Source organism: Chitinophaga pendula, assembly GCF_020386615.1.
GTDB classification, from domain to species: domain Bacteria; phylum Bacteroidota; class Bacteroidia; order Chitinophagales; family Chitinophagaceae; genus Chitinophaga; species Chitinophaga pendula.
The window spans coordinates 815,826-827,912 of the sequence record NZ_CP077769.1; the positions used below are offsets into that span (position 1 = coordinate 815,826).

Annotated in this window: 16 protein-coding genes; 13 read left to right on the forward strand and 3 right to left on the reverse strand. The window is 46.8% G+C overall.

Translation table 11 applies throughout. From position 1 onward, the window contains the following. Positions 1-72: 72 nt before the first annotated feature. The gene (locus KTO58_RS03305; RefSeq protein WP_095840750.1) at positions 73-612 is read right to left on the reverse strand and encodes a YceI family protein; all 540 of its coding nucleotides are present in this window, start codon (positions 610-612) and stop codon (positions 73-75) included. A gap of 237 nt (positions 613-849) precedes the next feature. On the opposite strand from KTO58_RS03305, the gene KTO58_RS03310 reads away from it, so the two are divergent. The 7 genes from KTO58_RS03310 to KTO58_RS03340 all read left to right on the forward strand — a co-directional run bounded on the left by KTO58_RS03310 (position 850) and on the right by KTO58_RS03340 (position 5,008). Further along, positions 850-993, forward strand: coding sequence for a hypothetical protein (locus tag KTO58_RS03310; protein ID WP_198315034.1), 144 nt, complete (start codon positions 850-852; stop codon positions 991-993). Positions 994-1,086: 93 nt separating this feature from the next. Beyond that, positions 1,087-1,515 carry an SRPBCC family protein gene (locus tag KTO58_RS03315; protein WP_095840749.1) on the forward strand — a complete coding sequence of 143 codons (429 nt, stop codon included), beginning with the start codon at positions 1,087-1,089 and terminating at the stop codon, positions 1,513-1,515. 107 nt (positions 1,516-1,622) lie between these two features. After that, positions 1,623-2,456 carry an SDR family NAD(P)-dependent oxidoreductase gene (locus KTO58_RS03320; protein ID WP_095840748.1) on the forward strand — a complete coding sequence of 278 codons (834 nt, stop codon included), beginning with the start codon at positions 1,623-1,625 and terminating at the stop codon, positions 2,454-2,456. 353 nt (positions 2,457-2,809) lie between these two features. After that, positions 2,810-3,943 (forward strand): CocE/NonD family hydrolase, encoded by a 1,134-nt coding sequence (locus KTO58_RS03325; protein ID WP_095840747.1) that lies wholly within the window; start codon positions 2,810-2,812, stop codon positions 3,941-3,943. A 168-nt stretch (positions 3,944-4,111) separates the two neighbouring features. Beyond that, complete coding sequence (locus KTO58_RS03330) at positions 4,112-4,327, forward strand: hypothetical protein (RefSeq protein ID WP_157753214.1); 216 nt, start codon at positions 4,112-4,114, stop codon at positions 4,325-4,327. 190 nt (positions 4,328-4,517) lie between these two features. Then, entirely contained in the window at positions 4,518-4,718 is a 201-nt protein-coding gene (locus KTO58_RS03335) for a hypothetical protein (protein WP_157753213.1), read from the forward strand. A gap of 110 nt (positions 4,719-4,828) precedes the next feature. After that, entirely contained in the window at positions 4,829-5,008 is a 180-nt protein-coding gene (locus tag KTO58_RS03340; RefSeq protein ID WP_157753212.1) for a hypothetical protein, read from the forward strand. A 289-nt stretch (positions 5,009-5,297) separates the two neighbouring features. On the opposite strand, the gene KTO58_RS03345 is transcribed toward KTO58_RS03340, so the two are convergent. Beyond that, positions 5,298-5,513: a hypothetical protein gene (locus KTO58_RS03345; protein WP_095840745.1), complete on the reverse strand. Its 216-nt coding sequence runs from the start codon at positions 5,511-5,513 to the stop codon at positions 5,298-5,300. 134 nt (positions 5,514-5,647) lie between these two features. On the opposite strand from KTO58_RS03345, the gene KTO58_RS03350 reads away from it, so the two are divergent. From KTO58_RS03350 to KTO58_RS03365, 4 genes are all read left to right on the forward strand, one after another. Continuing rightward, complete coding sequence (locus KTO58_RS03350) at positions 5,648-6,499, forward strand: hypothetical protein (RefSeq protein WP_095840744.1); 852 nt, start codon at positions 5,648-5,650, stop codon at positions 6,497-6,499. A 102-nt stretch (positions 6,500-6,601) separates the two neighbouring features. Further along, complete coding sequence (locus KTO58_RS03355; protein WP_095840743.1) at positions 6,602-6,850, forward strand: hypothetical protein; 249 nt, start codon at positions 6,602-6,604, stop codon at positions 6,848-6,850. Between the two features lie 15 nt (positions 6,851-6,865). Next, entirely contained in the window at positions 6,866-7,273 is a 408-nt protein-coding gene (locus tag KTO58_RS03360; RefSeq protein ID WP_095840742.1) for a hypothetical protein, read from the forward strand. Between the two features lie 591 nt (positions 7,274-7,864). Beyond that, positions 7,865-8,614, forward strand: coding sequence for an AAA family ATPase (locus KTO58_RS03365; protein WP_095840740.1), 750 nt, complete (start codon positions 7,865-7,867; stop codon positions 8,612-8,614). Positions 8,615-8,655: 41 nt separating this feature from the next. Here KTO58_RS03365 and KTO58_RS03370 read toward each other — a convergent pair whose 3' ends face one another. After that, complete coding sequence (locus KTO58_RS03370; protein WP_198315316.1) at positions 8,656-10,044, reverse strand: alpha-L-fucosidase; 1,389 nt, start codon at positions 10,042-10,044, stop codon at positions 8,656-8,658. Positions 10,045-10,204: 160 nt separating this feature from the next. Here KTO58_RS03370 and KTO58_RS03375 point away from each other — a divergent pair, with 160 nt between their 5' ends. Beyond that, positions 10,205-10,831, forward strand: coding sequence for an RNA polymerase sigma factor (locus KTO58_RS03375; RefSeq protein WP_095840738.1), 627 nt, complete (start codon positions 10,205-10,207; stop codon positions 10,829-10,831). A gap of 87 nt (positions 10,832-10,918) precedes the next feature. Then, entirely contained in the window at positions 10,919-12,055 is a 1,137-nt protein-coding gene (locus tag KTO58_RS03380) for a FecR family protein (protein ID WP_095840737.1), read from the forward strand. Positions 12,056-12,087 lie beyond the last annotated feature (32 nt).

The window sequence follows — 12,087 nt, forward strand, 5'->3', positions numbered from 1 at the left end:
GTAGCGTTCCTTAGATTACGCGTCGGATGTAAGGTTTTAGGTAATGCTTAATATAGGTTCGTTCGGGTTATGTTATTGCTTGGGCGCAACAGGTACCGTCACCTGCAGCGTCGTAAAGTCAGAGTCATTGCCTTTGGATTCTCCAATACCAAATTCTCCGCGGTTTACTTTAAAAGTACCGTTGAATACACCATTGGCACCATTCCGGGTGAAGGTAAAAGGAATCGTCAATGGCTTTTTTACACCGTGAAGATCCAACGTACCGCTGGTCTCATAACCACTGGCCGTCTTGGTAGCACCGTTGGCAGTAAAATGTATAACAGGATATTTCTCAGCATCAAACCATTTCTCACCACGGGCATGTTTGTTCTTCAACCCCATCCCCGTATTAATAGAAGCCACATCTATGGTAACGTCAAATTTAGCGCCCGCCAGTTCATGCTCGTCAAAGACAATATTGCCTTTCAGCGTCTTGAAACCACCGTCCGCATATTTGCCGGAAAACTTCACCGCATAATCATCTCCAATAGACCATTCCTGCACTTTCATCCAGGCAAATGCAGCAGAGCATAATAAAAAGGTAGCCAATAACAGGTAAAGACCCTTCTTCATAGTGTGTGTATATTTGAACGTTGAATGGTGATAGGTACAACTCTTTAAGAGTACAGGTCGTAAAATTAGGGAGCTATAAGTTAACTTTATCACAAAATATAAAATGGTCCTGCTAACAAAAAGGCTAGCGACCGCTTGCTAATATGTACGAACCTCTTTTTCACTTCCTGCACCTCTTTATAACATCCCGGCAGCAGACCAGGACCTGATCAGCAACAACCTGGAATACCGTACTATATGGGCGAAGACACCACCACTTGCTACCGCAATGTCATGCTGCACCAGCCCGATATCGCACTGCGTGTACTGCTGAGCGATGTAGCCTCCTCCCTCGGCATTACCCAGCAATCCCTTAGCCGGATACGCCGCAACCTGCGCTAATTTGTCCGGAATGAACCCCATATCTGACCAAAATACCCCAACCCAGTCAGGTCGCGTTATGTAGCTTTACGGCCACAATCAACCTACCTATATATGGCGAACATCGAGCATATCAATTACATCAAAGCCCCGGCAGCTAAAGTGTATGAAACACTGACCACCCAGAAAGGACTGGCAGAAGTTTGGACCCGCAAACTCATCGTACAGCCAACCGTCGACTTCGTTTGTTCTTTCGACTTTAACGATAACTATGCCACCCGCATGAAAGTGCGCGACCTCCGTCCCAATGAATACATCCGCTGGGAATGCGTCTTCTCCGATGAAGAATGGATCGGCACCGAGATCGTATTCGAACTGACAGAGAATAAAGGTACCACCGCCCTCGTCCTCAAACAGCTTCACTGGAAAGCCGTCACCGAATTCTACCGTTATTGCAACTACAACTGGGCCATGTTCCTCTACAGCCTGAAGTCTTACTGCGAAGAAGGCAAAGGAATGCCCTTTCAGGAACGTAAGTTCTGACGCTACGTTTTCCCCTTTGTTTGATTATGACAAGTATTCGTTTGACAACGACAACCACATTTGTGAGCGATCGCCTTACCTTTGAGTATCAAAAAAAACAGTAGACGATGGCACAGCAAAAAGTATGGTTTGTAACAGGAGCCTCCAAAGGATTAGGCTTGTCATTAGTAAAGAAATTACTGGCTGCCGGCGAAAAGGTAGCCGCTACCTCCCGTAATGCCGCCGCTTTGATCAGCGCAGCAGGAGGAGAGCAACCCAACCTGCTGGCACTGGAAACGGAACTGGGCAACCTCGCCAGCGTAGAGAAAGCGATCCGCACCACCAACGACACCTTCGGACGCCTGGATGTGATCGTGAATAACGCCGGTTACGGCATAGGCGGTACCGTAGAAGAGTTGACAGAACAGGAGATCAGGGACAACTATGAAGTGAATGTGTTCGGTACCATCAATGTGATCAAAGCCGCCTCACCCTATCTGCGCGCACAACGCTCCGGTCATGTGATCAATATCGCCTCCATCGCCGGATTTGCAGCAGCCACCGGATGGGCGATATATGCCTCCAGCAAATTTGCCATCATGGGCCTCTCCGAAGTACTCGCAGAAGACCTGAAATCTTTCGGTGTCAAAGTAACAGTGGTCGCTCCCGGCGCTTTCCGCACAGCATTCCTCTCCGCAGACTCGCTGACCATGACCAGCAATCCTATCGCTGATTATTCCGCAGTGAGAACCTCTCACGAAAAATATGCGAAAATGGATGGCCAACAGGCCGGAGATCCCGATAAAGCAGCAGACGTATTCATCGAATTGGCAGCACTCAAAGAACCACCAGTAAGGCTTTTCCTGGGAACAGACGCCTATAACAGGGCTAAGCAGAAAATAGAACTACTCGACTCGGAACTGGAAACATGGAAGGATTTAACAACGAAGACTGATTACTAAGAAAAGCACCAGCAAACAATAAGGGGTGACCGGATCTATTCGGCCACCCCTTTTCTTTTTGCTTATGAGGCATCTGTTCCTGATGCAAAGAAATAAAAACAGATTACTAAGATGAATACACTTCAAAAGCCGCCTGCAGATCATTAGCTAACGATTGTACATCACGCTCCCAGCACCTGATAGCTCGGGGCACAAGGTCTATAATTCGGACGATAAGATAGTTAACGACTTGTTAATATCATCAGCGCGGTAGTAATATATATAGCCTTGCTTCCACCCGGATGAATAGATCATTTTAACAATACCTTAGACTTGTTTTATGGATCTTGCTACCCACAAAATAATACACCTATATGCCTCAGAACTACCTGGTTCGTACATGGCTGATCGTAATAGTGTTGATCAGCACACAAGCTTGTAAGACCTCCTCTGCAGACAGCCGGATGTCATATTCTTCGGGTTTCCAGGTATTGAGAGCGATCGATACTTCGAGAACGTATAAACCCAATGCCTCATCAGATGACTACCTGCGTCATCGGCTGGTAGATATCGATATCTGGTATCCCGCCCAACTGGCGCCTACTGACCAACCACTACGTTTCCATAACCTGCTCGGCCTACTGGAATTCCGGGCTAACTATTACACCAATACGAACACGGCAACAGGAATAACCAATAGGATCGCAAAATCCCTGTGTGAGGGTTTTGCATGCAGCGACTCCGCCCGGCTACTATCACTGGAAACCAACACCTACGATCAACCTACACCGGCTATCGGCAAGTTCCCGGTCATATTATATCTCGCCAGCTACAACGGCATGGCATATGAAAATTATCAGTTGTTCGAACGCCTGTCCAGTCAGGGCTTTGTAGTAGTGTCGATCAGCTCTATCGGCAGGTATCCTGGAGATATGACCATGAAAAAAGCAGATATGATGGAACAAGTCAACGATGCCATGTTTGCACTCCGGCACCTACCCGGCAAACTATACCTTGACCTGACCAAAATAGGCATATTAGGCTATAGCTGGGGCTCCATGGCCGCCGCTTCCCTCGCCAGCCGCATACCAGGCATCTCTTGTATAGTAGACTGGGATGGTTCCACCTTTCACCATTATGGCGCCAACCCCGCCGAAGACGCCGATTTCGATAGCATTCGCAACGGCGCCTTCCACAACCTGAAAATAACCATCCCATACCTGCGAATGGAAAGTACCAAAGTAGATACCACGCAACGCTACAAGGCAGTGTATAACTTCCTGGAAAAAGTCAAAGGCCCCCACTTCGTACTAGGCATTGACGCCGCCGCTCATGAGGACTTCAGCAGCCTGCCCTCCGCTACCCGCCAGTCCGGTAATTGTACCAGCGATAGTGTCTACCAGACAATTTCAACATTGACGATCAGCTATTTCGAAGACCACCTGGAAGGTAAACACTCCTTCGATACCCAACTGAAAAAACAGCAACATAGCCTGCACCAGCGATAGACCACAATCGTACCTAGTGCAGTGTCGATACAGCCATTTGACATATTTTTATATGACAAGTCTGGATACCTGTTTACAACTGTCACACATGTAAGAGCCTCCCGGCCGGAACTACTGCTTATCAACCTGTCCATGTCTATTCGTTTTCACCTTTAATACCCCTTTGTTATGAAAAAAATGCATGCCTTTACACCACTACACCGCGATGAAATGAAACATATTGCAGGCGGTGGCGTTGTCATCAGAAGAGATAATTGCCTATGTAGGGCCGGCGTTACCAATTGCGGGGATTGCTGCCTCCGGGCACACCCCAATGATCCCAGGTTCTACACGCAATGTCTGGCCAACTGCAAACGCAGCTGTGGCCCCATCGCCACCAATTAACGGAAGTTCATCCGGCCGTAGCGATGCCTGCCGTATCGCTACGGTCAATGTAATGTCACCACTCCTCGCTGGCAATCCCACAGCAGCCATTTGTTTTATTTTAGAAAGAAGGTTCGAATAAGAAATGCCAACACCTAACCTTGAAACGAGTAGCACCTGTAATGACGACGATCAATCAATTCCAATACATATGAAAAAGATAACCCAATTAGGAACAAAGCTGTCCCGTCACGAATTAATCCATGTCACTGGTGGAGGTCTTAAAGAATATGCCCGCCCGGCCTGTCTGCCCGGAGGTATTTGCCCGGTAGGGCAATGCTGCTGGAATAGTAGCTCCTGCTGGCCTATTGGTACACCTGGCCGCCTTTGCGATCCCCCTCAGGAAGCATAATACTTTACCAGACAGCCCGCTATTACCACGTTACCTTAAAAATACCACCTGCTGGTGGTGTGCTTAAAACTGTAATTCTTATCTACGCTTAACTTTCAAAATCGACACCCATGAACAAACTGAAAAAACTGGGAGCTACACTTTCCCGTGAGCAAATGACCCGCGTTACTGGCGGTGGCACACAAATGAATGCCCTTCTTCCTCCCTGCCTCGTAGGAGGTGGTTGCGCTAACAGAACTTTTTGTTGCATCAATGGTGCTTGCAGACCTTGCATCATTGATCCACTGTAATTTCTCCGGACACACATTGAAAAAAGGGAGGCCAAACAGCTTCCCTTTTTAATGTGTTGAATACCATGTTGTTATGATGATTTGTGGTATGTGCATTTTTGTGTTTTTAACTATTTGATTATTAATTAGTTAAAAGGGTCTTGTATATCTCAGGTCCACCTATCCTGTATCATTCGCTTAATTAACCTATAACATTCCTATAAGCATCCCTATATCTCCCCAATAAACATAAAAAAGGGGCCGGCCTTTCGGCCAACCCCGGGTCATAGCGGTAATCAAAACTTGAAGGCTAACCTACCTGATGCGGTTCTACGGTAATGCAGAAACAGATATTGCGTCTCAGCATACAATAGGGTGTAGAGCCAGGATCGCTGCTACAAATTACCACACATTCCTGTTGGGAGTTACAGTATGGTACGTCTTGTCTGCCGGTACCACCCGTTACTTCCTTCAGTTGTTGCCGGGATAATGTCTGACCATACAGGTTGGTGCGCAATTTGCTCATGTCAAATAATTATGAGGGTTGAAAAAATGGTAAGGTGTAACAATTGATAACCTGAAACTAACACAAACGCCCGCATGGACAATGCAGTAGAAATCACCATAAAGAGTATATCTTGGTAATCCAAACACTACCGAATGAACAGGTATATCGTATTGTTATTTATCATAGCCGCCTGCAAAGGCCCCGCCAGGCAGAAATTGAAGACCATTGACTACGTCACCGTCGGTAAAATGATGGATACCATCAAGCCACCCTATGTGATAGACCTCGCCAATCATGATAAGCGGCTTGTATTTATTGGCTGCGATCACAATAGGGATAGTACCTATCCGCAGTTTAAGGTGATAGAAAAATATTTCAACGACATCCAGCCAGGAATCACCTTTAATGAAGGTGGACAAATAGCCGATAGCGTACATTTCGCCTCCCTGAATGAAGCCGTCTTCCGGGATGGCGAAACAGGCGTGCTGAAATTCCTGAGCGACAAAGCTGGTATCCGTATGATGAATGGTGACGTAGAAGATAAAACGGAATATGCCATTATGCTGAAACGATATCCACAGGATCAGCTGTTACTGTATTACCTGATGGAACGCCTGCTAATCCCTTATCTCTACGGCGCATATGGCGACAAGCCATTTGAAGAACTCTATAATAAGGCGATTAATAAATGGTTTATTGCAAATGGTTTTCCTGTTACCGAAAAACAAAAATCCTTTGATGGCTTTAAACAACTTTATCAGCACTATACCGGCGTTCCTTTTGAACTAAAGATCAATTCCCAGATAGAGAAATTTGACTACATCAATGGGGGCGATTGTAAGTTTTGCGCCATCGGCCGCGGATCAAAAATGACAAGAGATAGCTTATTGCTACAGAAAATAGATCAGGCCTTAGATAAGTATGATCGCGTAATGGTCACCTTCGGGCATGGCCATGCCATATCGCTGAAACCCGCATTGAAAGAGATTATGGATAGTAAGTGAGGAGGATGTTAGCTGTACTTCGTTCTGTGAGTAGCTAACGATGTTAGTATTTATCGTTATATTTATATAGTTGTCATTTCTAGTATTTAACCCCAAAAGAATATGGAAGTGGATCTGAAAAATAAAGTAAAGGAGTGGTTGGATAAACAGGGATATCCTTTGGAAATGTACGTGGCAGCTGCCTTCCAGGAAAGCGGTTTTAAGATCGCACAGTCAGTGATGTATGTCGATCCTGATTCTAAAACACCTCGGGAGGTAGATCTTGTTGCCCATAAAACTATTGAACATTCAGGAGTATATATCTCATTTGCTATAGTACTGTTTCCGAAGCAAATAAACAAATATGCGTAGTCTTTTACACAAGCATTGAGAGAAGAAGGTGCCGATAATGCATATAAAGCAATTCAGGTGGTTGAAAAATCAACTAACTACTTTATTGAATTGGTAAATGGTCGCACACCTACAATTACTTTCTACTTTCCAATTATAGTAATCGATTCCCCGCTATATGAAGCAAAATTGAAACCAGATAACGAAATTGAATTAAACGAAGTTAATTCAATAACTTATATCGGTCGATCTATTAAAGGGAATGCTGTTTTTTCGATAATAGATATAGTTACAAAAGAAACGGTGGTCACCTATAGCAATATTCTAATGAAGGAGATCAATTGTTTTATTGCTGATAACTTGGAGATCATTACAGAATTTTTGAATAATGAATATGCCGATTATTCTGCGAGTAATGTATATGAGGACAGAGAAGATGATTGATAAGGGAACTACAGTGTAAATAATGCCCTCCACAACCACTCACCTCCATCCCCAACTGGCGGCCTCAGCTTTGTTATTCCTTCCTCCTTCAACCCACTAATAACTGCAACTGCTAAGCAGCACTTTACCTTATCTTAACCAGGAACCTACTACCTGATAGCTGTAATCTCCATGGCGATTTCTTAATCAAAAAATAGCATCATGAAAAAAGTAAAACAATTCACCCCCCTGTCGAGAACAAGTTTGAAAAAAATTAAAGGTGGTGGCACTGCCAAAGCAAAAAACAGATGTCAGTTCTATTTATGCGGACCAATAGGCCCCGAACCACAACCATGTGGCGATGGATCTTGTAGTTGTGATTCTGGTGTCTGCATGTAATTGCTAAGTAATTACCGGCCCTAAAGACATGGGCGCTATTTGCGAAGCCTTCGATAAAGTTGGATATACCCGGCCTATCGGAGGCTTTCTTATTGGCCACGTTTATCAGGAACACGCCCGTTGTCAAGATTATCATAAATTTCAGGATGGCAATGCAGACGCGTACACAAAAACAGTATCTTCATTCATAATAATTCATTTCAAACAGCATACGTGGTACACCTCAGCAAAGGACTCATTCAATTAACTTACCGTAGGGCCAGCATCCCTGATCTGAATCAGCATCCTTTCAACTTACCGGTGTTGAAAACGCTGGACAGTCTCAACTTCCACCCGAAAGTGACTTACTTTTCCGGCGAGAACGGTATGGGCAAGTCTACGTTGATTGAAGCGATCGCGGTAGCATATGGATTCAATCCGGAAGGTGGGTCGATGAATTTTAACTTTACCACCAGAGCCTCGCATTCGGCATTACATGAGTTTATTACGCTGGCAAAAGGCAAGCGGCATAAAGATGGCTTCTTTCTGAGAAGTGAAAGCTTTTTTAATCTGGCGACTAATATTGAGGAGTTGGATAAGGACGGAATGGGAGCGAGGGTGATAGACAGTTATGGTGGAGTGTCATTGCATGAACAATCGCATGGGGAATCTTTCTGGGCGTTGTTTATGAACCGTTTTGGTGGGAATGGCTTGTATATCCTGGATGAGCCGGAGGCAGCGCTGTCGCCTAAGCGGCAGATGGCAATGTTGACCAGGATGCATCAGTTGATAGAAGAGGGCTCGCAGTTTATCATTGCGACCCATTCGCCTATTGTGATGGCGTATCCCGATGCTACTATTTATGAAATTACAGAAGGTGGAATAAAGCAGACTGGCTACACAGAAACAGAAAACTATCGCATCTCTCACCACTTTATGAACAACCACGAAAAAATGGTGGATATCTTATTGGACGGAGAATAAAAAAACCGGCTGCCCGCAGGCAACCGGCTATAAAAACATACTTATTTCTTCTCGTTATAAACACCTAGTTCTGCGATGGCAGGCGGCGTATCAAAACTATCTACGGTCAATCTTACTTTGTTACCCCACACTCTCGGGAAGCGGTGTACTTTCACACGTCCTTTATCCGTACCTGCCGGCAAGGCGAACCAGCGGCCATCCGCAAAATATTCCAGTTTATACTTTTTGATACGGGCTTTATCTTCCACGATGGTGATGAGGTTAAAGCCTTGCTCTTTGTCAAGGTCAATCTCCAGCCAGGGCTGTTTAACACGGCTATGGGACTGCCAGGTGCTGCGGAAGTCGTCATCGTTGGCAAAGTCCATGATGTTCATATCATAGCTCCAGCTGGAGTTGGCGGGTTTGAATTTCGCCAGGTTGGTAGAGATCACCGGTGGGGTGGGGGTAGGCAGTTTAACGCCTTTGCCGGTAGGTTTCCAACGGTCTCCGATCGCTTTAAGAGCCGCTACGGCATTGTCATCGACTAATCCTTCCCGGTTAGGGGCTACGTTGAGGATGAAGTTGCAGTACGCTTTGTTGTAGGGGATGATGGTCTCATCTACCAGTTTGACAGGATCTTTTACGGGAGCCGTCGGGAAGGTGGTCTTCCAGAACCAGGCACTGTTCAGCGGCAGACAAGCCAATGCCGGCAACTGGTTGGTGCTGGTGGAGATGTGCTGACCCGCACCTTGCTCGTACGATTTGATATCCGTATAGAATAGTTCTTCCGCCGGGTATTTAGCGGCGTTGAGGTCCATCACCAGGCAGTTAGGTTGTATGGATTTGATCAGGCCGTAAAGCTCCTCAAAAGGTACGTCATCGTAAGAGATACGGGACCAGGGAGCATCCCAGCCGTCGATGATCAGCGCGGTGATCTCCCCATATTTTGTAAGTAACTCAGTCAGCTGTGCACGGATCATATCGATATGCGAGCGGGTGATATAACCCGGACGCAACTTATGATGTGTGTCCAAGATGGAGTAGTACAACATCACCTTCAGCCCTTTGGCACGGAAAGCGTCTGTATACTCCTTTACCACATCCCGCTTCAGCGGACTATTCATCACATTGTAGTCTGTCGTTTTGGTATCCCAAATACAAAAACCGCTATGGTGTTTGGTGGTCAGACAGCCATAACTCATATTGGCAGCTTTGGCAGCATCTGCCCACTGTGCCGTATTGAGTTTGGTCGGGTTGAAGAGGGAAGGAGAAGCCTCCGGGTCCGCCCAGTCCTCATCCATAAAGGTCGGGATGTTAAAATGGATGAACATGCCGAAGCGCAGGTTCACAAATTGCTGTTGCAAAGTAGGTAAGGGCAACGGCTTTACCTGAGCAAAAGTCGTAGTGGCGATCCCTAACAATAAAGCGGCGATCCAGCCAATGGTCTGCATTTTTTTCACTAGCATCTCTTTTCTAAAATCAGTGATTACTTTTATGGTGACGCCGGGCTTTGGTGTAACCTGGTGTGCCTTACGTGGATAGGCCAACTTCCGCCTTATTGGGCAAGGATATGGCCGGATGCATAAAGATATACGTCCTTTTGATTAATTTGTGGATAAATTAGCGCATTATAGAGCATTGGAGAATATTGAGGTACATAATGAGCATATACTATTAAAAAGGCTGTCTGAAGGGGATGAAGCTGCTTTCTCTACCCTCTTCCATCAATACCGGGACAAGATCTATACAATAGCTTACGGACTCAGTAAATCTGCTACCACAGCAGAAGAGATCGTACAGGACGTCTTTATGAAGATCTGGCTCAAAAGAGCCTCCCTGGCAGCCACCGCTTCCTTTAAAGATTACCTCTTCATCGTCACCCGTAATCAGGTGTTCAACCTGCTCAAACGCCAGGCTGCTCACACCGCATTGACAAATACACTGTATCAGGAGCATATCGCTTCCCTCCCCGCTCCGGACACACTGATGGAGCATAAAGCATACCGCAACCTCCTGCAACAGGCCATCGCACAGCTCTCTCCACAACAACAGCAGGTATACCGCCTCACCAAAGAACAAGGACTCAAAAGAGAAGAAGTCGCGCTGCAACTGGGCCTGTCACCGGAGACCGTCAAAGTCCACCTGGCCAAAGCCATGCGATCCATTCGGGCATACTGTCTCTCCCGGATCGATATATTCACCGGTTTGATACTCCTCTATTTCCAACAACGGAAATAATTTTTTTAAAAGGGTATAACCCAAATTGTTTTGAGGATTGTCTTTATACGATAGGGGGGACTTTTTTCCAGCTATATCTTATCAGCTATGTCAAAGGACCGGATCAATTATCTGTTACAGCGCTATTATACGGATGCCGCCACCACAGCGGAACAGGAAGAACTATGGGCTTCACTCCACCAGGAACAACAAGCGCCTGCCCTGCAGGATGCGCTCGACGACCTGATCCGCGAAGCACCGCCTATCCGCCAGATGGACGCCACAACCGCTGCCGACATCCTCCAATCCATTCTTAAACAGGCGCCCGCTACCCGCCACCGCTACTGGCAACGCTGGGCCGCCGCCGCCACATTGCTCGGCGCCGTCGCATTGGGTGTCTACCTGCTCCGCGAACCTACCAACACACACTTCGTATACCAGCAACCAACCAACAATAGCACCATTAAGCCGGGTGGCAACAAAGCCATTCTCATCCTCGATGATGGCAGCCAGCTGGCGCTGCAAGGCGCCGACAGCAGCCAGATCGCCAGGCAAAGCGGCGCCGCCCTACAGGGGGATAGCGGCCTGCTCGCCTACAACGGCAAAGGCCCGGTACACTACCACGAAATACGCACACCCGCCGGCGGACAATACTCCGTTGTACTACCAGATGGCTCCCGCGCCTTCCTCAACGCAGCGTCATCCCTGCGGTATCCCACCGCATTCACCGGCAACCAACGCGCCGTTACCATGACAGGAGAAGTGTACTTCGACATCACACCGGCTGTCAACGCTCCCTTTAGCGTCAAAGTAGGTAGTGCCGAAGTAAATGTATTAGGCACCGCTTTCAACATCATGGCCTACACCGACGAACCTGCCATACGTACCACCCTCGTTCAGGGCGCCGTATTGGTAAGACAGGGAGAAACAGCCTCCCACCTGCTGCCAGGCCAGCAGGCCATTCTTAACAGCGCAGGACAACTGAAAATCTCCCGTGCCGACGTCTCACAAGCCATCGCCTGGAAAGAGGGCGTATTCGAATTCAACCAGGATATACACGATATCATGCGGCAAATCGCCCGCTGGTACGATGTCGAAATAATGTATGAGGGGGAAATAAAGGAGCGATCTTATATCGCCACCATATCACGCAACGAATCTATCGATCAGGTGTTAAGCAAACTGCAGGAAGCAGGAGGCGTACATTTTAGAATAGAAGGTAAAAAAGTTATTGTCATGTATTAGGGTTATCGTGTGAGCCACCAAATCACCTAAAC

Excerpts from the sequence above, each read along its gene's own strand:
- KTO58_RS03305 (WP_095840750.1), bottom strand. The coding sequence starts at position 612 with ATGAAGAAGGGTCTTTACCTGTTATTGGCTACCTTTTTATTATGCTCT.
- KTO58_RS03310 (WP_198315034.1), top strand. The coding sequence starts at position 850 with ATGGGCGAAGACACCACCACTTGCTACCGCAATGTCATGCTGCACCAG.
- KTO58_RS03315 (WP_095840749.1), top strand. The coding sequence starts at position 1,087 with ATGGCGAACATCGAGCATATCAATTACATCAAAGCCCCGGCAGCTAAA.
- KTO58_RS03320 (WP_095840748.1), top strand. The coding sequence starts at position 1,623 with ATGGCACAGCAAAAAGTATGGTTTGTAACAGGAGCCTCCAAAGGATTA.
- KTO58_RS03325 (WP_095840747.1), top strand. The coding sequence starts at position 2,810 with ATGCCTCAGAACTACCTGGTTCGTACATGGCTGATCGTAATAGTGTTG.
- KTO58_RS03330 (WP_157753214.1), top strand. The coding sequence starts at position 4,112 with ATGAAAAAAATGCATGCCTTTACACCACTACACCGCGATGAAATGAAA.
- KTO58_RS03335 (WP_157753213.1), top strand. The coding sequence starts at position 4,518 with ATGAAAAAGATAACCCAATTAGGAACAAAGCTGTCCCGTCACGAATTA.
- KTO58_RS03340 (WP_157753212.1), top strand. The coding sequence starts at position 4,829 with ATGAACAAACTGAAAAAACTGGGAGCTACACTTTCCCGTGAGCAAATG.
- KTO58_RS03345 (WP_095840745.1), bottom strand. The coding sequence starts at position 5,513 with ATGAGCAAATTGCGCACCAACCTGTATGGTCAGACATTATCCCGGCAA.
- KTO58_RS03350 (WP_095840744.1), top strand. The coding sequence starts at position 5,648 with ATGAACAGGTATATCGTATTGTTATTTATCATAGCCGCCTGCAAAGGC.
- KTO58_RS03355 (WP_095840743.1), top strand. The coding sequence starts at position 6,602 with ATGGAAGTGGATCTGAAAAATAAAGTAAAGGAGTGGTTGGATAAACAG.
- KTO58_RS03370 (WP_198315316.1), bottom strand. The coding sequence starts at position 10,044 with ATGCAGACCATTGGCTGGATCGCCGCTTTATTGTTAGGGATCGCCACT.
- KTO58_RS03380 (WP_095840737.1), top strand. The coding sequence starts at position 10,919 with ATGTCAAAGGACCGGATCAATTATCTGTTACAGCGCTATTATACGGAT.